Below are 24,556 nucleotides of genomic sequence, written 5' to 3' on the forward strand. Positions count from 1 at the left end.
TCGGGGACGTTGGGGGACGAAGGAACGAAGGGACTCAGGTGCGCACGACCTTGACGGCCATGTGCAGGGGGAGATCGACGAGCGGACCGAAGAAGGCTTCGTCCAGGTCGACCATGGCTGGCGTGACGGCCAACTCGGTGATGACCGGCATGGCGGCAAACCCCGCCGCACGCAGGCCATCGAAATAATCGGCGAAGGTCTTGTGCACCAGCTGCACATCGAGTGCGCTGCCGTCACGTTTCCAGATCCTTCCGCCAAACGTGGTGTCACGTGCGCTGAAGTACCCGGCAGAGCCGACGTCGAAATAGAAAGGCGGCGCGGGTTCGCGCATGAAGGCGAACGCAGGGTGTGGCACCGCAAACACGAAGCTGCCGCCGGGGCGCAACATGCGGTGCACGTTGGCCATGGTCCGGCGCATGGGCTCGACGCCGAGGTAGTTGAAGAGGAACACGGCCACCACCAGGTCGACGCTCGCTTCGCCCAGGTCCACCGACGCCGCATCCGCCGTGTCGTAGCGGATGCCCAGCGGCTCGGCGCGCTCGGCCTCCCGCGCGAGCGCGATCATGCGCTCGGAAAGATCGAGCCCAACCACCTCCGCGCCGCGGTGGCGCAGCATGCGGCTGCAGTAACCCTCGCCGCAGCCGAGGTCGAGCACCGACTTGCCCTGGAGCGGCTCGCAAAGCGCCATCACCTGGGGCCGGGCCGTGTAGTCGGACAAGGAGCTGGGCTGTGCGCGCGACCAGTTGGCGGCGGTCTGGTCGTACAGCGCGCGGGGATCGGTGGGCATGTTCATATGCGGGTGTCCTGAGTGAGGGAGGTAAGGGCCGGGCGCGTGTCGCGCGCAGCCAGGAACCTGGACAGCGTGCACTTCAGCGCACTCGGTTCGAAGGGTTTGCCGAGCATGGCGTCCGCACCGGCCTCGGCGGCCCGTCCGTGGTCCGCGCCCAGCATGCTGGCCGTCCAGATGATGATGGGCATGTGCCCGCTGTCGCCCTGGTGTGCCCGGATGGCACGGCACACGTCGAGCCCGTCCATGTCAGGCAGGCGCATGTCCAGCATCGCCAGGTCGTAGTGCGTGTGCGCGGCCGCCTTGACGGCGTCGACACCGTTTTCCACCACGTCCACCGTGAACCCGAGCGCGTTGAGGTGCAGCTCCGCCACCATCTGGTTGACGGGATCGTCCTCGCACACCAGCAGGTGGCCGCGGAAGGCCATCGTCGTGCCCGTGGCCTCCGGCCGCACCGGTTGCACCGCGGTCGACTTGTCCAGGCACGCGGTGAACCAGAAGGTGCTGCCCCGGCCCGTCTCGCTGCTGACACCGACCTCGCCGCCCATCAGCGCGGCGAGCTTCTTGCAGATGGCCAGGCCCAGCCCGGTTCCCTGGTACTTGCGCGTCGTGGACGCGTCCGCTTGCGTGAACGGCTCGAACAGCGTGGGCTGCTTGGCGGCGTCGATCCCGATGCCGCCATCTTCCACTTCGAACCGGATCCTGGCCTGCGTGTCCGTCTCGCTGACCAGCCGAGCCCGCACCGCCACCCGCCCCGAATCCGAGAACTTGATGGCGTTGCCGAGGTAGTTGACCAGCACCTGCCGGATGCGCACGGCATCGCCGGCCAGGTCGTCGAGAATTTCGGGGGCGACGTCGACGTCGACCTGCAGATGTTTCTCCCCCGCCTGGTAGGACAGCAGTTCCACCGCGTCGGCCACCGCCCGCCGCAAGCTGAAGTCGACGGACTCCAGCTGCAGCTTGCCCGCCTCGATCTTGGAGAAGTCGAGGATGTTGTCGATGATCCTGAGCAGGGACTTCCCGCTTTTCGCCGCCGTGGCAGCGCAGTTGCGCTGCGGCACCGACAGGTCACTTGCCAGCAGGTGATCGAGCATTCCCAGCACACCGTTCATCGGTGTCCGGATCTCGTGGCTCATCATCGCGAGGAACTCGCTCTTGGTCCGGCTGGCCTGTTCCGCCACCTCGGTCGCCAGCATGGCGACCTTCAGGTTGTCCTTCTGCTCCTTGAGCCGGCACGACAACTCCTGCGCATCGGCCAGCGCCTTGTTTTTCGTCTGCAGCAGGAACAGCAGGTCCACGGCCGGGTCGTGCACGGCGAAGTCGTTGAGGCTCAGCCCGACCTGGTGCACGTCGACCATGGCCGTCACCCACGGCGAGCCCAGGAAGAACAGGTGGCGGCCCTGTGCCACGAACTCGCCGCGCAGGCGAAGCTGCCCATCACGGTAGCGCAACACGAACAGCGACTGGCGATGCTGGTGCACGCTGTCGAAGTCGAGTTGCTGCAGCACGGGCCGCTGCAGGGTGAAGTGCTCGCTCAGTGCCGCGCCCGCGACCAGCGCCGGGCACAGCCGGCCGAGAACGGCCCCGACCTGCAACACACGAAGCTCATCGTCGAGGACGATGTGGAACGGGAACGCTGCCGCGAACTCCGACGGGGCAAGCGCCAGATTCAATTCAGGTGCCGCCATCACTGGACAGGCGACACGCCCGCTCCAACGTAATCGATGCGGAAGACATCGTGGTCGTCCTGCCCGCGGCTGGCTGTCTGGCGAACGTCGACCTCCTGCGAGAACCGCCGGCCCAGCCCCTTGAGCAGGCCGATCACCATGGGTGCCAGGCCGGCGCGTTCGCTGCGGTAGTGCAGCAGCAGTGAACGGCCGCCTTCCACGGATTCCACCGTGAACGACGGTGGACGCAATGCCGGAAACGTCATCCCCACATGGCTGTGCAGGTTGTCCAGGTTCAGGAGGAACTGCTCGAGGTTCGACCCGAACATCTCGAGCATCTGGCCGTAGCCTTGTTGCGCGGTGTAGAGCACCCAGTGTTCGCCGAAGGATTCGAGGATCTGGGCGGCATCCATCTTCAGCACTTCGGTGGCGGCTCCGACCAGCTTGTACGTGAGCTCGTCCGGGTAGCTGTCCATCGAGACGAACATCTCGTGGTTGACGCCCGCGTTCTCGCGAATCTGCTGCCAGGCGTCGTCACCGAAACCGCGCCGAACGAAGTCCTCGACTGCTTGATTCACGAGACCGTACATGTTATTTCTCCCTGTGCCATTGCTTGGATCACTGATGTCGTGACTGTGAGCGCAGTCGCCAAAGCGCGCCAGTCGGCAGAGTGCTGAACGGTGTCAGCAGATTGACTACCCGCCATGCCGATGTCTGAGATCGGGCACGATGCGCAGCAGTTGCTCGAACTCGGTGGTCTTGTTCAGGTAGTGGTCCGCGCCGTCGGCATAGGCCTGTTCGCGCATCGACGGCTCGGAATGGCTCGTCAACATGATGACGAGGCAGTCGGCGCCGCGCTCGCTGGCGCGAATGGCACGGAGCACCTCGAAGCCATTGAGTTCGGGCATCTCGATGTCGAGCACGACGCCGTCGGGTTCGGTCTCGCGGAACATACGCAGCGCTTCGGCGCCATCGGCGGCCAGTGCCACCACGTCGGCGCCACCCTCCCGCAGGAGGTCGCTGACAAGCTGGGCCAGCGGACGCACGTCGTCGGCAACCAGGAACCGGGGGCGGGGACTGAGGCACTGCATCCGGTGATCGTGCCACCGCTCCCGCCGCCGCCGTGTCCGCATTTGCGCCGCCGCACTAGGCAAAATGACTACACGCGGCGCGGGCCGGTCAATCGACGAGCCCGTTCTTCAGCGCGTAGCGGGCGATGTCGACGTGGCTGTTCAGCCCCGTCTTCTCCCGGATGCGCGCCAGGTACGTGGCCACGGTCTTGTCGCTCAGCCCGAGGTCGAAGCCGATCTCCTTGATCGCCCGCCCGACGGCGATGCGCCGGAAGATCTCGAGTTCGCGGTCGGACAGGTCGTCGTGAATCAACGTGGACTTGCGCGCCTGCAGCGACTTGGCAATGACCGCCGCCGCATCCGCGTGCAGGTACGTTCCCCCGTTGGCAATGCGCTGCACGGCCTGCAGCAGGTCGTCCACGGCATGGTGCTTGTGGATCAGGCCGTTGGCGCCGGCTGCCATGGTCTCGACGATGTAGGCCGTCTCGTGGCTGGCCGTGAGCACGAGCACCGGCACCGTGGCGTTCACCTCGCGGATCAAGCGGAGCAACTCGAGGATGCCCGGGCCCGGCATCAGCACATCGAGCAGGAGCAGGTCCCACTTGCGCGTGGGCAGCTCGGCCAGCACCGCGTGGCCATCGCCCACTTCCGTCACCTGCACGCCGTCGAATGCGTCGCGCAGGAGTTCCCGCAGGCCGTGGCGTGTCACGGCATGGTCGTCAGCGATCAGAACGTGCTGCATGTCCGCCTCCCTCGACGGATGGGTAGGGCACCGTCACCGTGGCCACCGTGCCGCCTTCCGGGTGGCGGGCCACGCTGAAGGTGCCGCCGATGGCCTCGGCACGCTCGGTCATTCCCAGCAGGCCCAGGGAGGTGGTCTGGTTCACCGTGTCGATGTCGATACCGACCCCGTCGTCCCTGACACGCAGAACCCAGGCGCCCGGCTCGTCGACCAGCGCGATGCTCAAGCACGAAGCATTGGCGTGTCGGGCGGTGTTCGTCAAGAGCTCCTGGAGGATTCGGAACAGCGCGGTGGCCACGGCCGATCCAGGTAGCGACGAAATCGCGGTTTCGACGGTGGTGGTGACCCCCGAGCGGTCCTGGAACCGACGCGCTTCGTCGCGAATGGCCGACGGCAGGCCCAGGGTGTCGAGCACGCTCGGGCGCAATTCCACGGCGATGCGTTGCACCGACATCACGATCTGGTCGACCAGCGCTTCCGCGTCGGCGAGCTTCGGCGACAAGTCCGCGATCGACACGCCGGCCGCCAGCTTGCGGATCATCCACCGGACGTCCATCTTGAGCCCCGTGAGCAGTTGCCCGAGACCGTCGTGCACCTCGCGCGAGATGCGGGTGCACTCCTCCTCCCGCAGGGTGCGCAGCCGGGCGGTCAGGTCCCGCATGCGCAACTCGCGCGCAGCCTGATCGGCCATCAGCCGCTGCAGTTCGGCGTCGCGGCGCTTCGATGCGGTGATGTCACGCAGGATCGCCGCCAGCGCCGACGGTGCCCCCGACGCATCCCGGATGACACCGGTGACGACCGACACCGTGATCGCATGCCCCTCCTTGTGCAACCGGACCACCTCTTCGGCGCCGGCCGGGTCACTGCCGCGGCGCGAGTGGAAGATCCGGCGTTCGTTGGGATGCACCGGCTCGCTCGCCGTTGGCCGGATGACGTCGCGGACCCGCCGGCCGATCGCTTCGCCGGGCGGATGGCCGAACGTGCGGGTCGCGCCCCGGTTCCAGCTGGTGATGACCCCGTCGACCGTGCAACTGACGATCGCGTCGTCGGACGATTCGACGATGGCCGCGAGCCGCTGGCTCACCTCTTCCACCCGCTTGCGCTCGGTCACGTCGAAGAACGTGCACAGGAAGTCGTCCCCGATGCCGATGCCGGACAGCACCATGGCACGCACCGCCCCGTCCTTGCACGTGACCTGCCGTTCGACGGGTTCGAGGTTCATCGCCGAATCCCCCGAGCGTGCGACCGTCGCCTGCCAGGCCTCCAACGCCGCCTGCCGATAGACCGGATCGGGATAGGCCAGTGGCCACCAATCGGCCAGCGTGGGCAGCTCGGCGGTGGTGTAGCCGAGCACCTCGACAAAGCGGGCATTGACCCCCACCAGGGCCCCATTGCCGGCCACCAGGGCCTGCGGCAGCGGCGCTTCGTCGAAGAGGCGGCGAAATCGCTGCTCGCTCACGAGCAGCGTGGCTTCGGCGGTCTCCCGACGCTGTGCAGCCTGGTCGAGCAGCCCCCGCACGGCGGCGATCTCGGTGATGTGGAGGTCGGCCCGCGGCGCCGCCGCGGGCTGCGCCAGCGAGGCCACCGCGCGGCCGAGCTGGCGGCTGGCCAGCGTGCCACCGACCACGCCGGCCAGCGTGGCGGCCAGCACCGCGAGGGCCAGCGTCAGGGCCGCCTCCAGCAGCGCCTTGCGGTAGACGCCGCGCGGCATCTCGAGCACGACGGACCACGGTGACTCGATCGAGCGCACCACGAACCGGCCGCTGGGGTCGACATCCGTGGCGGGATCGAAGTCCGGCGGTGCGCGGCGCACCATCGTTTCGCCGCGGCCGTCCAGCAGGGCCAGTGACCAGCCGGCCGGCAGCGGCACCTGGTCCAGGTGCGCCTGGAAGCGGCGGGTCTCGAACACCGTGAGGAGCACGAAGGTGACGTGGCCATCGCGCAGCACCGGCGTGGCGATGGCCACCAGCGGCTCCTGCGCCACCGGCCCGAGGAACTGGTCACCGACGGCCGGCTTGGCCGTCGCCATCGCAACCGGCGCCGCCGCGCGCCCCTTCGGCACCGGCAGCATCGGCAACGCCGTGCCAAAGGGCACCCGCGTGTTGAACAGCATCCGCATCGCCGGATCGGCCAGGATGACGTGGCTGCCAAAACTCTGCTCGAAGCCCCGTGCTTCCTCGTAGAGCGCGGGCCAGCCCCTCGCGTCGTCCACCTGTGCCGACTGCGCCAGCATCTTCAGTGCGCCGATGCGGGCGCTCAGGTGCTGGTCCACCGCGGTGGCGAACGTGGTGGCAAGGCCCCGTGCCTCGCGGTCACGCTGGCTGTGCACGTCGCGGACACGTTCGACGGCCATGTAGACCGCCAGGGCCAGCAAGGGCCCCACGCACAGCCAGATCAGCCGGGAGAGGAACCCCTGGAGCGACATCACCGCGGGCACACTCAGGCCTTCGGCGGACGGTCGCCACGGCAGGCCCACGACCTGCAGCAGTTGCCTCATGGCGTGAGGTGCTGCGGCCCGCCAGGCGGACGCTCGGCTGCCGGATCGAAGCACTGTGCGGACATGATCGAACCCTCGCTGGACCACGACTGCGGATTACGGATCGCGCAGCCGAGACCACAGGCTGCACCGGAGAATCCTTATACGCTCATCCGCGGCGCAAGGCGCCTGTGTCCCCTATGCATGAGGGTTGCTGTGCCGCCGGGTTGTCGGGCGACAACCTACCGGTCGAAGCACCGTGCCCGTGTTTCACCTACACGGCCCCGCTTCCCGGGGTGCGCTCACGCGCGCAGGAGGGTCAGATCGCCTTGCCGTCGAAGTGCTGGACCGGGAGGGCCGCCAGGTCGATGTTCTCCACGCACCGGAGGTTCACCGCGGCAACGGCATTGCCCTTCGGGTCCGTGCCTTCCCCGAAGACGTGGATGCCACAGGCCGGGCAGAAGCGATGCTTGATGACATGCTTGTTGAAGAGGTACGTGCCCGCCGCCGACTCCGGTGTCTTGAACCGGACGTTTGCACGCGGGACGAACCACAGCAGCGAGGCTCGCCTCGCGCACATGGAGCAGTTGCAGGCCAAGGCACCCTCGATGGTGCCTTCGGCCTCGATGGCGACGTTGCCGCATTGGCAGCTGGCGGTGTGGGTGGTGGTCATGGGTGGGTGTGGAGGTCAACGAGGGACCCACTTTACCCAGCACGCGCGTTCGCCAGGAGTAACAAGATCGTCGTGATTCCGATCAGGCGGCGACCTCATCGACGGGTCGAGCCCACGACGGATCACGCGCCGCGGAGCTCGACCCAACCAAGCTCACTTGAGAGCAGCCCGGCTGAACCACTTCGCGTTCAGTTTTCGAAAGTCGCCGGATGCCTTGCCTGCTTCGATGATCTCGTTGACCTTGTCTCGCAGCGCTGTCTCCCCCTTGGGAAATCCAATGTAGTTCTTCGAGTCCTTGAGAACAAACTTCGTCTCCATCTCCATCGCCGGATTCTTCTGCGTGGCTGCTGCCATGACACTGATGCCGGCGGCCACCAGCTGCGTCTTGCCTTGCGCATAAGCGGCAATCGAGGCCGTACTGTCTGCGAAGCGTTCGATCTTGGCGGCGCTGGGAGCCACCGCAGTGAGCTCCTGGTCTTCGATCGACCCCTTCGTGACGGCGACGCTCATCCCGCCCAGCTGCTGCGGTTGCGACAGTGACGTTGCCCGGGCTCCAAACACAGCCAGGTAGAACGTCGAGTAGTCCACGGAGAAGTCAATCTGCTTTTCACGCTCGGGATTCTTTCCAAGGGTGGAAACGACCATGTCGACTTTGCGTTCCACCAGGAACGGAACGCGCTGCGCGCTTGCCACCGGAACCAACTTGACCGAGACGCCGAGCTTTTCGGCGACGAGCGTCGCGACGTCGATGTCAAGCCCTTTTGGCTGCTGGTCACTGCCCAGGAAGCCGAACGGAGGCGCGTCCACCGGGATGCCGACCACCAGAACCTTCTTCTTCAAAACGTCATCAAGAAGCTGTTGAGCTCGGACGCCTGGAGCGGCTACCGCCAAGCAGATGGCGGCGGAGAGGGCAAGAGTTGCGCGCATGACTGTTCCTTCGTGAAAGGGTTGGGTTGGAGTTTGAAGGCGAGTCAATGTCTTGATCGGCACCAGGCTGGTCGAGCTGCAAGCACCGTGTCCGAATGAACTCGCGTGGGGGGTACCTAGTGCAGGCGAAACACACGCACCGCCTGCGTGAGCCGATGGGTCTGCTCTTTGAGGCTTTCAGTGGCGGCGGCACTTTGCTCCACAAGCGCGGCGTTCTGCTGTGTCATGGTGTCGAGTTGCTCCACCTCGCCTCCCACTGCCTCGATGCCACTGCGCTGTGCCTGGCTTGAAGTGTTCAGGCCGCTCATGATTTCCGACACGCGGTGAATCGACGCAACGATCTCGCGCATGGTGGCGCCAGCGTCCGTGACGATGCGCGAGCCGGTATGCACACGCTCTCCAGACGCATTGATGAGTGTCTTGATCTCCCGCGCGGCTTCGGCGCTTCGCTGTGCAAGTTGGCGCACCTCGCCTGCAACCACGGCGAAGCCTCGTCCCTGCTCGCCAGCGCGTGCCGCCTCCACCGCGGCGTTCAACGCGAGGATGTTGGTCTGGAAGGCGATGCTGTCGATCACGCTGATGATGTCGACGATTCGCTGCGAGCTGGTCGAGATGTCGGCCATGGTGGCGACGACCTGATCTACAAGGTCTCCTCCGCGCGCCGCGACTTGGGACGCCGAGCGAGCCAGCGCATCGGCCTGCAGCGCCGAGGTAGCGTTGTCGCGCACAGTGCCAGTGAGCTCTCCAACATTTGCAGTTGTCTTCTGAAGGCTTGCGGCCTGCTGTTCCGTGCGCTGGCTCAGATCCAGGTTGCCCATCGCAATCTCTGCGGAGGCGGTAGAGATTGAATCAGCCGAATGCCGGATGTCTCCCACCAACGTGCGCAGGCGGTGTTGCATGCTGGAGATGGCCATCAGCAAACGACCGAGTTCGTCCCGACGGGTGGTTGCCACGGTGTTGGAAAGGTCGCCTCCCGCGATCGATTCGGCTACGCGGATGGCATCGTTCACAGGTTGCACCACTGCCGCGCTCAGCCGCCAAGCCAGCAGCGCGCCAGCGACCACTGCAGCAAGGCCTGCGCAGGACAATGCGATGGTGGCAGTCTCCTGGGTGTTGCGGGCCTCGGCATATGCCGATGCATTCAGTTCGGTCTGCCGGCGGGCAAACTCGCTCGCAAGTGCTCGCCACTGCCGTTCGACGGGACGCACTTCGTTCATCAGTACCAGCGTCGCCTCAGGTGTTGCGCCATCGGCTCCAAGCTGCGCTGCCTTGGCGATCAATGGCAACGTTCTCTCGCGGACTTTGATGATTTGCCCAAGTGCGTCGCGGTCAATTTCGCTGGCGCCGTGCGCGACCAGGGCATCTGCAAGCTCCTTCTCGGTCTTGAGATACGCCTCCTGCGTCTTGCGAAGAACGCCTACCTCAGCATCGATGTCCTTGACCTCCGTGAGAAGCGTCAATGTCCGCAGCGCCAGAGCCATGTCGGCCACTTGCACGATCATCGTATTGGCGAGTGCCATTTGCTGATTGTTGACTTCGACGATGCCTCGCATGCGCGCTGACAGCGTTGACAGCAAGAACTGGCTGACGCCAGCCAATGCCAGAAACAACGCAAGAATTGCCGCGAAGCTAAGACCGAAACGACGGGCCAGCGTGGGATGGGAGCCCTTGCGAAGATTGAACCAAGACATGTCCGCCTCTGACTGGCTGAATGATCGGAAGCTCTATCGGCCGCCAATGGCCGAAGCTAAGCGATTTCAGCGCGCCTGTTGGACGAAGCATGCAAAGTGCGACTTTGTGGGCGATTCAGTCGCAAGGTGTGGTCAGTTGGACCCCACTCAATCGAAGATCCTGGACATGATGTAGTCGTCGACATACGCTGGCTCATGAGCGCGTTTGTAGAACTTTCTCAGCCTGCCCTCGATTTCGAATCCGAGCCGCGCATAGAAGGCCAGCGCACGGGCGTTGTCGGACTCGACGATCAGTTCAACTCGCTTGGCACCTGAGCTGCGAAGCTCCTCGATGGCCTCCGTGACCATGGCGCGCGCGACGCCGAGCCCTTGAAACTTCGGGGCAACTGCCAGTGAACCCAAGTACGCGACGTGGCTCGCCCGCCCGGGATGTCGGGATGCCTTGTAGAAGCCGGCGAGTTCACCAGAGACCTCATACGCGTAGAAGCAGCGGCTCTCGACGAGTTCGCGAAAGACGGGCTGGAATGCCTCGATGGGCATGGGATCGAACCCCAGGAATGGAATGACCGCCGCATCCATGTAGATGGCGAAGATGGGGTCGAGATCGCTCAATTCAGCGAGACGGCGCATCATTGCTCCAGGGCGCCATTTCACCGCATGTCCGCTGGATGGACGGCCAGGCCTCCTGCCGCAAGGTCTGGCACATGGCGGGATACTCTGGTCTTGAGAAGCTGGACGAGTTCTTCCTGCATGTACTCATAGTCATCGGGAATGTCCAGGCAGATGACCCGCTTGCCAGCCAAGTGCCTCTTGAACTTGGACGAGAGCTTGTTCCGATGCGCTTTCTCCATGACGAAGATGATGTCTGCCCATTCCACCAGTTCACCGCTGAGGGCAACCTCGGCGTCATTGTTCGTGCCTGCGGACATGCACTCGACCGAGCGATACGCGGAAAATACGTGCTCGGCAGTCGGGCTGCGCAATCGATTCTGGCTGCAGACGAAGAGCAGATGGTTCATTGCTGTGGCCTGACGTTTGACATGAGCCGCGGCACAAACCGAAGGCCTTGGGGCGTCCGCTCGATGGATGGTCAGCCTTCTTGCCGCACAGCGACATGTTTCAGCTCCATGACCAATGCTTGTGGGGCCAGGCCCTGATGCATTTGATTCTGGAAGAAATTAGAGCCGATTCCGTCGCTCCACTGTCCAACCGTATAGCTCTTCAGAAGCTCGACTTCCCGGGGTTTGAGTGAGCGCGTGAGCAAATACTGGGTTTCGGCAAGTAGTTGTTTTGACTTCGCATCGAATAGAAAAGCAAGCGAGCCACCTGAGATTCCAATGTCTGCGATGGCCTCCAGTTCACCGTCACCAATGTGGTCGGAGAAGACTTCGTCGTCATAGAGCAGCCCATCAAGTGAACGCAATGTGGCAATGTCTTGCACAAGGAGTCCACTCTCTCCCGTCTCTGGATCGGTTTGATTGAAGTCGAAGACTCCCGCGGCGTGGGAGAAGGTGATAGTTGGCATGATGCCCTCAGGAAAGTTGGCGCTCGACATGCGCGGCGGGGCCCGACTTGCCGGGACACATCCGCTCGATGGACGGGTCAGGCCGCAACCGTCCGGGATCCACGTTCTGCGGCACTCTAGCAGGAGAAGGATTCGACATAGCGAGGCTCTCCAACTTGCTGAACCGTGACGCCTTTGGCCAAAGCCGACAGTTCGGCGCCGTTGGCAAACTGGACGACAAGACTGACGTCGCCCTTGTTGGCATACGGGACCGGAACGAGCGCGAGCAACTGACCGTCGACATGAATCCGCCCATCCGAGAGCCTGCCGATGCACTCGCTCGGCTTGCCGGCCCAAGCGGGATTCGTGAGCCGAAGCTCAAGCGCCTGAGCGTAACCCGCGCCAGAATCGACCCCTGGCGTTCCGGCCGATCGATGAACGCAGGCAGCAGAGAACCGAATGCAGAGGACGTCTGCATCACCTTCGACCGATGAGACTTCAGAATCATGAAACTCCATCGCAACGTTCATAGGTCCTCGAAGGCATCTCGCTGTCCGTGGCCTGGACGTTTGACTTGACTTGAGCGGGGGCACAAGGCTGCAGGCTTTGGGACGTCAGCTCGATGGATGGGTCAGGCCGCAGCATACAACGCGGGTACCTGGTTCTCACTGGAAACTGGAGAGTTCAACGGCGGGATGCCACCGCGCCCGGCGAGAGTGGAGATGAACGGGTTGGGCGGCAGGACCGATCATCTGGATTGACTGTTTGGCTGGCGAACCCTGAGGCCCACTCTGGTATTTTGAAGCTCGAGGCGATATGCGTTGCTGCATGCTTTGCCATGCCGAATGGGTCGAATTCTTTCATCGATTTCAATCTGCCCTATTCGTCGCCGCAATTCTCTGGCTGTTTCAGTCACGGTCCATGTCGAGACGGAGGCGCAGATCTTGGGCACCTCTGCCGGTGAAAGTAGCGACAAGACCAGCTCTGTACATGTGCCGACTGCGATGCGAAGTGATTCATTGTGAAGATCACCGGCGCCCGCGTTCTTGGTTCGACTGAGTTTCACGGTGAGATCAATGGCCTGGGGGTCGCAATCAGCGGCGCTTTGATTCAGCTTTGCCATGAGCAGGGCCTGCGCGCCCAAGTGTGCGTTGACGCTGTCGACGCCATCCGTTCGCAAGCGTTGCTCAAGATCCGCGACAAGCGTTCCGGATGCCGCCGCCAGCAAAGGAAGCAGGAGGAGCATCGCGAAGACTGCGCGCGCCCTATACGCCTTCACCTGCGCCAGGCAGTGCTTCATCCTCTGGGCACGTCCGAACCATCGCATCAAGGGCCGCCGGCAGAAGGCATCAATCCGCACCCGGCAACGGGTTCAACGCCGCCTTGATGTGGCGATACAACGCTGCCGCCCAAGGCGGCCCGCCCTTCGGCACACGCGCTGCGGGGCGGCGAAAGTCCGTGGGCGCCACCACGATGCTCACGCGCTCCTTGCCCGTCAGCGCAGCCAGGATGAACAGGTCTTCCGCGGCTTGATCGCCCATGGCCATGCAGCCGATGGACACGTTCGAGCCGTGGATCATGATGTCGGATCCGAGGTGCGTGCGGCCCTCGGCACGCGCCTGGGCCCGATCGAACGCGTTGGGGTAGTCGAGCCGGATGGACAGGTGGAAGCGGCTGTTCGCGTTCAGGAACTCGGCGCGATAGACACCTTCCGGAACCTGCCCGTCGCCTTCGCGAAGCTTCGGCCCCAAGGTGCCACTCATGCGCAGGATGGGGTATGCCACCACGCGCCGCCAGGCACCGGCCGCGGTGGCGCGTGCGTACACCTCCATGCGCGCAACATCCTTGAAGACGACGTACGTCAGCGCCGCAGGGGGATACGGAAGTCCCGCTGAAGCGAACTTGCGCTTGAGCCGCCGTTCGACGGCAGGGGCATGCAAGCGGAGGCGATCCTCGACGGTGTAGCTGCGCGGATGGCTCTCCGAGGTGCCCGCGGCCGCCGCCGCGGAAGACAACGTGGCGCCAAGCCATGAAAGCGCGGTGCGGCGTTTCACGTCGAGGCCTGGCACGGGCACGGGCACAAGGGGCGGGGTCGAGCACCCATCACAGCCGCGGTCCACGCGGCAACCCCGCGGCGTCATAGTCCCTGCGGTGAGACCACCAGCGCCAGGCCACCAGGGCCACCGGCAACAGCAGCACGGCGATCCAGGACCACCGTCCGGCCGTCAGCCCGTCGAACCACGCCGACCATGAAACGCCGGGCACGGCCGGCTCGGGCTCGGGGGCCGGTTGCGCCGGTTCGTCGACTCGCGGTGTCGAAGGGGGTTCCCCGCCAAACGGCTTGGGATCGGGCTCGCGAACGGGCGGCGCGACAGCGGGCGCCGCGACCTCGGCGGGTTTCACCACGGGCGCCGGCGGTTTCGGTGCGGGCGCGGGTGCAGGCGTCGTTACGGGCTTCGGAGCAGGCACCGGCGCCGCCTCCACAGGCCGAGGCGGCGGGGGCGGCGCGTCAGTCGTTGCACCCGCCACGGGCTCCAGCGATGCCCCGCGCCGGTACAGGATCTTCTTGGCACCGCCTTCGCAGTTGCCGATGAACTTGCCACCGGGGGGAAGCGGCGTGTTGGCCGGCACGGCCTCGAGGGTGAAGGTGCCCGGGCCGCCGGGCAGGCGCGCCGAGAGTGTGTTCTTGAGCAGGTCACACGCGTTGGATTGCGCGTGGGCGTGCGTGGCCATCAGCCACACGGCCACGCCGATACAGGCCATTCGGGCCCGCGGGCCGACGAGGTGGTTTGCCGAGCCATCATTGCGTACTTCTTGTGCCATGTTGGCGATCTCCCCATCGGTTGCCGGTCTCGAAGCTGAACTTGCGGACGTTCAGCCTCCTGCCGGCGATGCACTTTCATCAAAATCGTCGTCGAGCTGGAAGCTGCCTTCCCGGAATGCGGCGAGCAGCGCCGTGGCCTCGCCCACGAACGCGGCGGGCACCCGCACGGACGCGCCCCCCATCGCCGGAGCCAGCCACGAATGGGCCTGGGTCAGGTTCACGTCCGCCGTGATGGCCGGCAGACCACCCGCCCGCAGGCAATCACACAGCACGTGGGCTTCCGTGGGGGTCAGGTGGCTGGCCACGGTCTGGAAGTCACCGTGGTACACCTCGTCGGGCACCACCATGTCGGGCGGGGGCCGAACGGGCAACGGCAACCCGCGCGCATGGGCCTCCGCCCGGGCGATGGGCAGTGCGAAGTCGGTGAGCCCCCCTGCGGTGATGCGCCGGAGAAGTTCCTCGTCGGCCAGCCGTGCGAACACGGCCTGCAGTTCGCGTGTGTCGTCCATCGCTTCCCCCGTGCTTCCGGTCACTTGCCCCGAACCACTTCCTCGACCTCGAGGAGGCTCGCGCCATACCCCGCATCGCACGCCGCGCCGGCGGCGCACACGGCATCGCCCACGAACGGGCTCACGCCTGCGCTGCGGGCAGCCCACAGCTTTTCAGCCTGGGCCAGGTCGAACTCGGGGATCTCGTCACCCGCGGCACGCAGCCCCACACGCTTGAGGTCTCGCGGGTTGCGGGACACCACCGTCACGATGTGGTTCGTGCCCGGCGGGCCACCCGCGGTGATCGCCCAACTCTTGCGGGGCAGCACGACCTCGGTGTTGGCTTCGATGCGGTTGTTCTTGTCGATCTCGTTCGGGAACAGCAGGTAGAAGTGGCGCTTGTCGGTGCCGCTCAGGAACACGTAGACGTAGCCCGGCTCCTTCGACTTCACGCGAAACTGCAAGCGGTCGCTGCCGATGCGCAACGACGACTTGTCGGCCAGCACGTTGACACCCAGCAGCGGGTCGGCGTGGCGCACGATGTCTTGCAGGCCGGCGACCACGGTGAACGGTTCGGGCGGCGGGGGCGGCGGTGCAGGCGTGGGCGCAGGCGCCGGTGCCACCACCGGCGCGGGTGCAGGCTCGGGCGCCGGTGCCTTCGGCGCCAGGGCCCACCAGCCGCCGCCCACGGCGAGCAGCGCGGCGAGCACCCCGCCTGCCACCAGCGGCGCCTTCGACGAGGGGCCCCGGGACACCGGCACGGCCGGTGGCGGCGTCGCGGCCCGCTGCATCACCTGGGTCTTGTCGTCGCCGGGCGCGATCACGGGCGATGGCGCAGGCGCAGGCGGCGGCGGAACCTCGACGAGCGGCACAGGTGCGCTGCGTTCACCACCGCGGTCGTCCGCGCGGCGGGCCGCAGGCGGTGTCACGGACCCGATCAATGCGCGCAGCGCGGCCATGTCCTGGGGGCGCTGGTCGGGCCGGACCGCCAGGCCGGCGTCGATGATGGCGAGGAACTCGGGCGAGTAGCGCCCTGCCCCCGCCTCCGCCGCCGGTACCATCTCGTCGCTGACGATGCGGCTCACCGACGGCGTGGGCGCTCGGCCGCTGACGGCGGCGTACAGCACGGCGCACAGCGCATACACGTCGGTCCACGCGCCCTGTTTCATGGACGACGACTCGGCGTACTGCTCGATGGGCGCGTAACCCGGCTTCAGGATCACCGTGAGCGCCTGGGTGGCGTCGCTGATGACCCGGCGTGCGGCACCGAAATCGAGCAGCACCGGGCGCACCACCGCGGGCTGCCCCATCTGCGTGGCCGACGGCTGCAGCAACAGGATGTTGTCGGGGGCGATGTCGCGGTGGTAGCAGCGGTTGTGGTGCATCACCTCCAGTGCATCGATCAGCGGCGCCAGCAGCGCGAGCAGCCATGACTCGGGCGGCGAGCCGTGTTCGAGGATCCACTGCTTGAGCGTAGGGCCCTGGTAGAAGGGCATCACCATGTACGCGGTGCCGTTCTGCTCCCAGAACCGGTACACCTTGACCAGCGACGGCTGGTCGAACGCCGCGAGCAGCTGCGCCTCGTTGACGAAGCTGCGGCGCCCCAGTTCGAAGGTCTCGCGCTGGCGTTCGGACCGCACCGTCACCTGGCTGCCATTCGACCGCGACGCGAGCGACGACGGCATGTACTCCTTGAGCGCCACCACCCGGCCGAGCTGGGTGTCGCGGGCGAGGTACACGATGCCGAACCCACCCTCCCCGATCAGCCCTTCGATCACGTACTCCTGCAGCACGTGGCCCACCGGCAGCGGGGACTCCCCGGACGGCGGCGGCGCTGCGGCGGCGCGCGGCTCGAACACGGTGGGTTCTTCGCCGGGCGGGGTCGGGGGGCCGGAAGGATTGCTCATGGGGTCGACGGAGGTCTCACCACTCGCCTTCGAGCAGCAGCGCGAATTGGTCGGGTTCGGGCAGGCCGTTCGACAGGCTCAAACTCGTGTCGGGTGTGTTGGCATGGTCGGGCCACCACAGGCTCTTGCCGGCACATACCTGCATCGCCTCGCGCAGGCCCAATCCAGCCACCCATTGTGCCAACAGCACGTCGCCGTCGAGCGTGTAGCGGTCACGGCCCGGCAGGTGGGCCACGTCGGGCCGCCGTTCGGGCAGCGTGTCGGGCCACACCGGCGCCAGCGCCAGCGCGGCCTCGAACGTGTCGATGGTGGCCTGGGGCTGCAAGGTGTCGAGCACCGCGGCCGACACCTGGCGGTACCAGGCATCGAGCCCGGCGATGCCGGCAGCCGACTCCGGCGGCGCGGACACCCCGCGTGCCACCACCAGCGGGAAGTAGCGGCCCACCTTGTCCACGCTGGGCATCATCACGCCGAACCACCAGCGGGCATCCACCACACCGGGCGACAGCGCGAAGCGCCACAGCGGGCCGGTGAGGTAGACGTCGAGCCACTCGTCGCCGAGCTGGCCGCGGCTGGCCTCCATGCCCTTCGACAACCAGTCGTCGACGGCATCGACAAACGGCTGCGGCAGGCGGCGGTGCGCGAAATCGCCAAGCGAGGCGAGCTTGCCGAACCAGCCCGCGGAGCCGCCGTCGGGTTCGCCCAGGTCACCGAGCAGGTCACCAAATGCGCCCTCGCTCACAGGCGCCCCGGGCAGGTGAAGTTCTGCAGCTCGGGCAGCCGGAACGGGTTGCGCACGCTGCTGGCCGACACCACGAAGATCGCCTTGCGGCCGTCCACCGTGAACGTGGCCTTGAACCGCTCGGGCGCACCCGCAGGTTCGATCAATTGGCGATCGAACAGCTTGAAGAGGGCCCACGGGCCTTCGTTGACGCTGCCCGACAGGCCGCCGCTCGTGGACACCGGCTGCAACGCCACCCGCACCTGCCCCGTGCCACGCGGGCCGGGCCACTGCACGGACGTGGGGATCAGCGGGCCGTGGGCGTACTTGACCACCTGGCCGTCGATGTCGAGCGTGAATTGCGTGATGGTGGCGTCCATCTCCATCGGCTTGAAGTCGAGGCGCAGCCCCGGCGCGTTGCCGCCGGCGCGGAAGAACGTGTCGCGGATCACCGCGGCGTTCTGGAACTGCGCGAGCGTGAAGGTGTCGGCACCCATCGACGCGCCGTCGATCGCCTTGAAGCTCCACGGTTTCGTGGTGGTGTTGACGAAGTTGGCGAGGTTCTTCTGGAAGAAGGCGTCGAAGAGCCCGCCCGGGGCGAACACGCGGGCGAAGTCTTCCGTGGTGACGTCGCGCGACGCGTTGCGGTCGAACGGGTAGCGCCCGCTGATGGCCTGGCGGCAGAAGTCACCCACCTCCGCGTGCAGCGCGTTGCCGAGGTTGCTGCGTGTGATGTCGAGCGTGGCCTTGGTGCCGCTCACCGACAGCGTGTTCAGCAGCGAGCGCACCGGCTCGGGCAGGCGGGCCGCCTCGGCCTTGACCTTGTTGGGCACGTCGGACGGCGGTGGCACGTTGCCGCCCTTCACCGCGGTGTCGGACGCGCTCAGCTGGGTGTACACCTCGCCGATCAGGCCCACCGTCTGGTCGATGGGAGCCGGGCCCTTGTCGCCCTGGCCCGTGACGAGGTTGCGCAACGAGACGAAGCGGTCGTCCACGAGGCTCTCGATCTTGGCCCCCGGTGGCAGCGGCGACGCGTTCTGCGTGCGGTTGCCGATCAGGCGCAGCAGTTCCTCGCGCGAGCGGTTCACGGCGTCGCGTGCGGTGTTCTCGGCCTTGGCCACCACATCGCGGTTGTCGGTGAGCGTGGTCTCGCGCGACATGGCCCGCAGCAGCGGCACGAGCGGGTTGTCGGGGGCGGACAGCACCCGCGACATCTGCACGGCCTGCGCCAGGTTGGCAGTGGGCAGCATGCGCACGTCGCCGATGAACTGCTCCCACGTGGCGGCGTAGTCGGTGAGATAGAGCCGGCGCACTTCGTCGGACAACTGCTGCTGCACGTCGACGTTGCGCAGCGTGCTCTGGCGGCCTGCGTCGTTCACGCCCAGCACCCAGCCTTCTTCGTCGGCCAGCTGGCGGGCCACGCGCTCCACCTCGCGCTGGAAGCCCTTGTGGTACCCGTCGAAGGTGAAGAGGCCCTGCACGCCCTTCGTGAGCGGCTGGCCGCTGGCGCGCGTGAACACCAGCGCGGCGCCCGGACCGGCCGCCTTGGCGATGGTGAAGTCGGGCACGTCGCTGCCGACACCCTGGCGCTTGAGGCGCCGGTAGATGCGTTCGGTGAGCGGCGTGGACACCAGCCGCGACCGCACCTGCGCCACGAGCGCGCGGTCTTCCGGCAGCGGCGACACGGCCTGGCCTTCCTCCAGCAACGCGTCGAGGTGCGATTCGAGCGAAGCGCGCTGTTCGGTGGTGACCGAGCGCGGCAGGTTCGTTTCCCAGTCGGCCAGCACATACAGCTTGAGCGCGGCGGCGTCGAAGCGCGACGGGTCGTACATCATCACGTAGGCCTTCAGCGCCTCGTACTGCAGCTCCGGGTTGTCGAGACCGGTCTTGAGACGTTCCTCGATGCCGAGCGCGATGCGCGGCAGCACCGCATCGATCAGCATGCGCCGGTAGGCCTGCTGCGACGCCGAGTCGAGCTTGCGCCCCTGGTACAGGCCGAAGCCGTACGACACGGGCACGGAATCGCCGATGCCGGCACGTGCCAGGTCGCGGGTGGCCTCGAGCGCAGGCAACAGCACCATCACGTCGGGCGAGGCGCGGTTCGGCGTGCTCTGCAGCAGCGTGCGCACCTCGCTGACCGTGCCACCCACCTTCGCCACGTAGGCCTGGTTGTTGACGTAGCTGGTGCCCCACGCGATGAGCGCGACCGTGGCGAACAACGCGATGAACGCGTACGCACCCACCGCAAACCAGCCACGCCGGCGCTCCCACTTGAGGTTGGTGCCAGCCAGCGCGCTTTCGGCAAAGACGACTTCGCTCAGCAGCCGGCCAAGGAAGAAGCTGCGGCCGCTCGACTGGTTGGGCGGCACCACGGTGCGTTCGAGCCGGTACGTGCGGGCGATGCGGCCCAGCATGCGGTCGATGGGCGTGCCTTCCTGCGTGCCGCTCACGAAGTACACACCACGCAGCAGCGGATGGGCCTCGAACTGCGACGGCGAGAACACCTGTTCCAGGTAGTCCTTCAGCAGGCCGCGCAACGCCTCGAACTGCTGCGGGAAGCCGTAGATGCGGGCGCGGCGCTGCGGGTCGCGCTCGAGCTGCAGGCGGTCCACCAGGCCGTCGGTGAGGCGCTTCTCGAGCGCATCGAATTCGGGGGCGAAACCGGCCAGGTCGGTGTGCTGCTCGCGGTCGAGCTTGAACGTCATGCCCCACGGCGTGGCGCGGGTGTCCTTGTCCACCTCGCCGAGCGTTTCCATGAACCCGGACAGCAGGTCGCACTTCGTGACCAGCAGGTAGATGGGGAAGCGGATGCCCAGTTGCTGGTGCAGTTCCTGCACACGCTGGCGCACGGCGGCGGCGTGTTGCGCGCGTTCGGCCGCGCTGCGCGTGAGCAGGTCGGTGACGGACACGGTGACCAGCACGCCGTTCACCGGCTGGCGCGGGCGGGCGGTCTTCAGGAGGCCGAGGAACCCTTCCCAGGCCTTGCTGTCGGCTGCCTTGTGGCTGTCCTGCGTGGTGTAGCGGCCCGCGGTGTCGATCAGCACGGCCTGGTCGGTGAACCACCAGTCGCAGTTGCGGGTGCCGCCCACGCCGCGCACGGCGTGTTCACCCATCGATTCGGCGAGCGGGAACTTGAGCCCCGAGTTGACGAGCGCGGTGGTCTTGCCGGAGCCCGGCGCGCCAATGATCACGTACCACGGCAGCTCGTACAGGTAGCGCTTGCCCACGCGCGACGACAGCCCGCTCCACGCGCCGGCCAGGCCCGACTTGCCCTGGTCGAACTTGGCACGCTTGAGGGTTTCGAGGGCGGTGGCGAAACGTTCGCCAAGGGTCTTCAGTTCGGCATCGGCCGGGTCGTTGGAGGCAGACTTGGCCGGGGCGATGAGCTGGTCGACGACCTTCTCGTTCGTCTGGCGGGCGCGCCAGAACTGCCACGCCTTGCGCAGCGCCACGACCAGCAGGATGGCGCCGATCAGCAACCAGCGCGACGTGGGGCTTTCGAGCGGGCGCACGTCGCCGATGGCCACCAGCGGGCCCACGATCCAGATGACGATGGACAGCGCCAGCAGGCCGAGCGCCAGCAGCAGCCACGGATTGAACAGCAGCGAGAAGATCTTTTTCATGGGGCGGTTCCCTGGGCCGCGGCAGCAGCGGACTGTGCGCCGGTGCGCGGCACGAACAGCGTGACCTCGACGCGCCGGTTCAGCGCGCGGTTGGCCGGGGTGTCGTTGCTGGCCACCGGCTCGCCGTCGGCGCGGCCTTCGGCGCGCAGGCGGTCGGGCGTGACACCGTCGGCCTGCAGGATGTTGCGCACGGTTTTCGCCCGTTCTTCCGACAGGTGCCAGTTGGACGGGAACTGTGCGGTGTGGATGCGGACGTTGTCGGTGTGGCCGGTGACCACGACCTGGCCCTGCACCTTCGTCAGCGCATCGGCGATGCGTTTCATCAGCGCCTGGCGTTCGGGCGTGAGCGACGCGCTGGCCGGGGCGAACAGGCCATCGCCGCGCACGGTGACGACGCTGCGGTCCACTTCGTCGCGCACGGTGACGAGTTCGGCCTTGATCTCGTTCACGAGGAACTGCGCGAGGCGCGGCGTGGGTGCCGGGATCTTGACCGCCGGCGTGGGCGGCAGCAGGCGCAGTTCCTGGATCTGGCCGAACACCGGGTCGGACGCCCCGCTCAGCCGGGCCGACAGGAACCAGTAGATGCCGAGCAACAGCAGCGACACGACGGCCGCCGTGACCCACAGCGGCAGCCACGTGAGCAGCGTGCGGCGCGGGGGCTTTTCGCCGCGCCAGTTCTGGGCGAGCGCCGGGGCGTAGTCGCCGCGCTCGCGGCGCACGATCTGCGCGAGGCGTTCGCGCACGGCCTCGAGCTGCGCGCGGCCGCCGTCGACCACGCGGTAGCGGCCCTCGAAACCGAGGCACAGCGCGGCATAGATCAGTTCGAGCAGGTCGCGGTTGGTGCCCGGGTTCTCGGCGAGCTTGGCCATCAGCTGGAAGACCTTCTCGCCGCCGTTCGTCTCGTTGTGGAACATGGCGAGCAGGCTGTGGCGGCCCCACTGGCCGGACGCCCCCCACGGCATGCCGGCCGCCACCTCGTCGAGCAGCGTGCACAGCACGTAGCGCGCCGCGAGCACCCGCTCGGGCGCCACGTTGCGCGCACGCGCCTGCGATTCGAATTCGCGCAGGCCCTGGGCGATGGACTCGCGGAGCGCGCTCGGGTCGGCCAGGCGCGTGGTGGAGCGGATCTGCGGCACGAGGGCCAGCAGCGGGTTGGCGAGCGCCACCAGCGGGTTCAGCCCGCTGTCGGGCAGGCCGATGTCGGGGGCCACGTCGGCCCCGCTGGCCACCGGCATGCGGGGCGCCGCGCTGGTGGAGGGCACCGCACCGCGCCCGCCCGGGGTGGGCATGATGAAAGTGCGGCCGGTGTCGTGCTCGGCAAACGGATCGTCCGGGGTGGGTGTGCTCATCAGGGGCTTTCAGGTCGCCGGCGCCCGGCGGCCGCGCCGGACGTCGTTTCGTCGTTCACTTGCGGATGGCCCACAACTCGAGCTCGAGACCCGGGAAATCGCCGGACACGTGCATGGCCATGCTGCCGTTCTGCTCGATCAGTTTCCACAGGTCGGACGACCCGTCGAGTTCGAAATAGAAGAAGCCCGCGTGGAATGGCAACTGGCGCGGTGCCACCGGCAGCGACCGCAGGCCGATGCCGGGCAACTGCAGGTTGACCAGGTCGCGGATCTTGTCGACCGGGCCCATCTTCGTCTGGGCGGGGAAACGCTGGCGCAGCTGTTCACCGGGCATCTGCGCGTTGACCGCCAGCACGAAGGTGCCGTTGCGCACCAGCTCCAGGTCGCTGACGACCGCGGTGCGCACGCCGTACTTGCGGTCGACGAGGTCGATCTGCAGCGCGTTCTGCTCGAGCACCGACGTGAGCATGCGGCGCAATTCATCGAACACCGGCGTGAAGGTGCCACGCAGGTCGTCGTGCTTGTAGGGCGGGAACACCGGTGGGCGGCGGGTGTTGCTGGAGAGCGTGGCCAGGTCGCCGGCCAGGCGCAGGCAGTCGCGGTGCACCTCGCGCGGGTGGGCGTTGGGGGTGGCGGTGTGCTGGCTGAAGATGGGCTCGTTGCGGTTGAGCGTCTGCAGCATCAGGAAATCGGCGAGCTCGGACACGCCGCTGCTCAGCTGCCCCATGCGCGCGGCCAGCGCCTGCGCACGCTGCAGCACCAGGCCGTGCAGCAGCGACACGCTGGCCGACAACTGCGCCGTGGCGTCGATGGCCACCTGAGGCGGGATGTACAGCCGGTCGAGCGTGACCTGGCCGTCGCTGCGGCGTTCGGCCACGAGCGCCACGCCCAGCAGGGCGTACGCCTCGGTGGCTTCCTTCGCACGCACGAGGCGCAGGCGCAGGCGGCCGGTCTGGATGGTGGTGGGTTCGTCCGATGCGTCGGTGTTGTCGCGGACGTTTTCTTCCTCGGCCTCGAAGCGGCTCAGTTCACCGCCGTCGCCGTGGCCGGTGCCGAAATCCACCTCGTTCAGGCCTTCGCGCTGCAGCGGGATGGCGAGGTAGATGACCTCGCCCTTCACGTCGGCGGAGATGTCGAGCGGTGGCGGCAGCGGGTCGAGTTGCGGCAGCGAGAACGGCGTGCCGTCGGGCAGCAGCCCGCTGGCACGCGCGAGGCCGATCTTGCCGAGGGCGAGCAGGCCCTCGTCGAGTTCGAGTTCGGCAAACCCCCACGCGAACGGTGACAGGCTGCGCACCCGCGCGTCGACCAGGCGCTCCAGGTAACGGGTTTCCTGCTGGAAGTGGTGGGGTTGCAGGAACATCCCCGAGGACCAGACGACCTTGGCACGCCAGCTCATGTTGTAGGGCCTTGAAATGCGGAGAGAGGATGGGCGTTGTGGAAGCGGTGGGCGCGGTCACTCATCGCGGGTGATCGTGACGTTGACGTCGTCGATCTTGATCTTCATGGTGTTGGTCTTGTTGGCCACCACCGGGGCGGCCACGCGCCAGCGGGCGCGCTCCAGGTCGCGGAAGGCGGCCACCACACCGATGAACTTGGCGTCGGACGACAGCGTCTTGTTGACGGCCTTCACGTCGTTCGGGCGCAGCACGAATTCCTCGCGCGACAGCAGTTCACCGCCGAGCGTGGCCTGGTCCTTCTCGAACAGCGTGACGAAATCGGTGGACTCGAACAGCGCGGTGGACTTGAGTTCGTACACCCGGACGATCACCGGCGACGGGCGCTTGCGGCTGTCGGGGTTCACGTTGGCGCCCACGATGGCGGTGGACACCAGGGTGGTCTTGGCGGGCGGCAGCAGCGCAACGGGGCCCGTGCCGCAGCCGGCGAGCACCAGCGCCAGCATCGCCGCGGCAAGGCCGGCGGCGCGCGCGCGGACGGTTCGGGAAAGGGCGAGGCGGTGGAGGTGCATGGGATGTCCGGGGCCGGTTCGAAATCGAGGGCACGCACGCCCCGCCCAACGACGGTCGTGATCGAGCCGGTTGGAGAATACCGGCGCCCCCCGGGAGCGGCGCGTGACTTAGGTAATGCGCCCGCTGCCGCAGGCCCGGCC

23 protein-coding genes are annotated in these 24,556 nt (G+C 67.0%); all 23 read right to left on the reverse strand.

Going from position 1 to position 24,556, the window contains the following annotated elements:
- Nucleotides 1-34 precede the first annotated feature (34 nt).
- Nucleotides 35-793 carry a class I SAM-dependent methyltransferase gene (locus tag ASC87_RS29525; RefSeq protein WP_056671649.1) on the reverse strand — a complete coding sequence of 253 codons (759 nt, stop codon included), beginning with the start codon at nucleotides 791-793 and terminating at the stop codon, nucleotides 35-37.
- Nucleotides 790-2,460 carry an ATP-binding protein gene (locus ASC87_RS29530; RefSeq protein WP_200954583.1) on the reverse strand — a complete coding sequence of 557 codons (1,671 nt, stop codon included), beginning with the start codon at nucleotides 2,458-2,460 and terminating at the stop codon, nucleotides 790-792. Before ASC87_RS29530 ends, ASC87_RS29525 begins: the two co-directional genes overlap by 4 nt.
- Nucleotides 2,461-2,474: 14 nt before the next feature.
- A complete protein-coding gene (locus ASC87_RS29535; protein WP_056671655.1) occupies nucleotides 2,475-3,044 on the reverse strand; it encodes a heme NO-binding domain-containing protein in 570 nt (189 codons plus the stop codon).
- 105 nt (nucleotides 3,045-3,149) lie between these two features.
- Nucleotides 3,150-3,545 (reverse strand): PleD family two-component system response regulator, encoded by a 396-nt coding sequence (locus ASC87_RS29540; protein WP_056671658.1) that lies wholly within the window; start codon nucleotides 3,543-3,545, stop codon nucleotides 3,150-3,152.
- A gap of 88 nt (nucleotides 3,546-3,633) precedes the next feature.
- A complete protein-coding gene (locus tag ASC87_RS29545) occupies nucleotides 3,634-4,266 on the reverse strand; it encodes a response regulator transcription factor (RefSeq protein ID WP_056671662.1) in 633 nt (210 codons plus the stop codon).
- Nucleotides 4,244-6,763, reverse strand: a complete 2,520-nt coding sequence (locus ASC87_RS29550) for a PAS domain S-box protein (protein WP_056671665.1) — start codon at nucleotides 6,761-6,763, stop codon at nucleotides 4,244-4,246. The genes ASC87_RS29545 and ASC87_RS29550 overlap by 23 nt, the downstream gene beginning before the upstream one ends.
- A gap of 298 nt (nucleotides 6,764-7,061) precedes the next feature.
- Nucleotides 7,062-7,415 (reverse strand): GFA family protein, encoded by a 354-nt coding sequence (locus ASC87_RS29555; protein ID WP_056671669.1) that lies wholly within the window; start codon nucleotides 7,413-7,415, stop codon nucleotides 7,062-7,064.
- Between the two features lie 153 nt (nucleotides 7,416-7,568).
- Nucleotides 7,569-8,342, reverse strand: a complete 774-nt coding sequence (locus tag ASC87_RS29560) for a transporter substrate-binding domain-containing protein (RefSeq protein WP_056671672.1) — start codon at nucleotides 8,340-8,342, stop codon at nucleotides 7,569-7,571.
- Between the two features lie 116 nt (nucleotides 8,343-8,458).
- Nucleotides 8,459-10,033: a methyl-accepting chemotaxis protein gene (locus ASC87_RS29565; RefSeq protein WP_056671676.1), complete on the reverse strand. Its 1,575-nt coding sequence runs from the start codon at nucleotides 10,031-10,033 to the stop codon at nucleotides 8,459-8,461.
- Nucleotides 10,034-10,180: 147 nt separating this feature from the next.
- Nucleotides 10,181-10,663 (reverse strand): GNAT family N-acetyltransferase, encoded by a 483-nt coding sequence (locus tag ASC87_RS29570; RefSeq protein ID WP_056672165.1) that lies wholly within the window; start codon nucleotides 10,661-10,663, stop codon nucleotides 10,181-10,183.
- 20 nt (nucleotides 10,664-10,683) lie between these two features.
- Entirely contained in the window at nucleotides 10,684-11,052 is a 369-nt protein-coding gene (locus ASC87_RS29575; protein WP_056671678.1) for a low molecular weight protein tyrosine phosphatase family protein, read from the reverse strand.
- 71 nt (nucleotides 11,053-11,123) lie between these two features.
- On the reverse strand, nucleotides 11,124-11,558 hold the full coding sequence (locus tag ASC87_RS29580) for a hypothetical protein (protein WP_157604454.1): 435 nt from the start codon (nucleotides 11,556-11,558) through the stop codon (nucleotides 11,124-11,126).
- 116 nt (nucleotides 11,559-11,674) lie between these two features.
- A complete protein-coding gene (locus tag ASC87_RS32345) occupies nucleotides 11,675-12,067 on the reverse strand; it encodes a hypothetical protein (protein ID WP_157604455.1) in 393 nt (130 codons plus the stop codon).
- A gap of 218 nt (nucleotides 12,068-12,285) precedes the next feature.
- Nucleotides 12,286-12,837 carry a hypothetical protein gene (locus ASC87_RS32350; RefSeq protein ID WP_157604456.1) on the reverse strand — a complete coding sequence of 184 codons (552 nt, stop codon included), beginning with the start codon at nucleotides 12,835-12,837 and terminating at the stop codon, nucleotides 12,286-12,288.
- 49 nt (nucleotides 12,838-12,886) lie between these two features.
- Entirely contained in the window at nucleotides 12,887-13,591 is a 705-nt protein-coding gene (locus ASC87_RS29585) for a murein L,D-transpeptidase family protein (RefSeq protein WP_157604457.1), read from the reverse strand.
- 49 nt (nucleotides 13,592-13,640) lie between these two features.
- Complete coding sequence (locus tag ASC87_RS29590) at nucleotides 13,641-14,360, reverse strand: DUF1161 domain-containing protein (RefSeq protein ID WP_157604458.1); 720 nt, start codon at nucleotides 14,358-14,360, stop codon at nucleotides 13,641-13,643.
- Between the two features lie 51 nt (nucleotides 14,361-14,411).
- Nucleotides 14,412-14,870, reverse strand: coding sequence for a hypothetical protein (locus ASC87_RS29595; RefSeq protein WP_056671693.1), 459 nt, complete (start codon nucleotides 14,868-14,870; stop codon nucleotides 14,412-14,414).
- A gap of 20 nt (nucleotides 14,871-14,890) precedes the next feature.
- A complete protein-coding gene (locus tag ASC87_RS29600) occupies nucleotides 14,891-16,756 on the reverse strand; it encodes a serine/threonine-protein kinase (RefSeq protein ID WP_056671696.1) in 1,866 nt (621 codons plus the stop codon).
- A 16-nt stretch (nucleotides 16,757-16,772) separates the two neighbouring features.
- On the reverse strand, nucleotides 16,773-17,498 hold the full coding sequence (gene tagF, locus ASC87_RS29605; protein WP_056671699.1) for a type VI secretion system-associated protein TagF: 726 nt from the start codon (nucleotides 17,496-17,498) through the stop codon (nucleotides 16,773-16,775).
- Nucleotides 17,495-21,100, reverse strand: a complete 3,606-nt coding sequence (tssM, locus tag ASC87_RS29610) for a type VI secretion system membrane subunit TssM (protein ID WP_056671702.1) — start codon at nucleotides 21,098-21,100, stop codon at nucleotides 17,495-17,497. Before tssM ends, tagF begins: the two co-directional genes overlap by 4 nt.
- Complete coding sequence (locus ASC87_RS29615; RefSeq protein WP_056671706.1) at nucleotides 21,097-22,449, reverse strand: DotU family type VI secretion system protein; 1,353 nt, start codon at nucleotides 22,447-22,449, stop codon at nucleotides 21,097-21,099. Before ASC87_RS29615 ends, tssM begins: the two co-directional genes overlap by 4 nt.
- A gap of 55 nt (nucleotides 22,450-22,504) precedes the next feature.
- Nucleotides 22,505-23,845 carry a type VI secretion system baseplate subunit TssK gene (tssK, locus tag ASC87_RS29620; RefSeq protein WP_056671709.1) on the reverse strand — a complete coding sequence of 447 codons (1,341 nt, stop codon included), beginning with the start codon at nucleotides 23,843-23,845 and terminating at the stop codon, nucleotides 22,505-22,507.
- A 57-nt stretch (nucleotides 23,846-23,902) separates the two neighbouring features.
- Nucleotides 23,903-24,415 carry a type VI secretion system lipoprotein TssJ gene (gene tssJ, locus ASC87_RS29625; RefSeq protein WP_056671712.1) on the reverse strand — a complete coding sequence of 171 codons (513 nt, stop codon included), beginning with the start codon at nucleotides 24,413-24,415 and terminating at the stop codon, nucleotides 23,903-23,905.
- Nucleotides 24,416-24,556 lie beyond the last annotated feature (141 nt).

The organism is Rhizobacter sp. Root1221 (assembly GCF_001425785.1).
Classification (GTDB): domain Bacteria; phylum Pseudomonadota; class Gammaproteobacteria; order Burkholderiales; family Burkholderiaceae_C; genus Rhizobacter.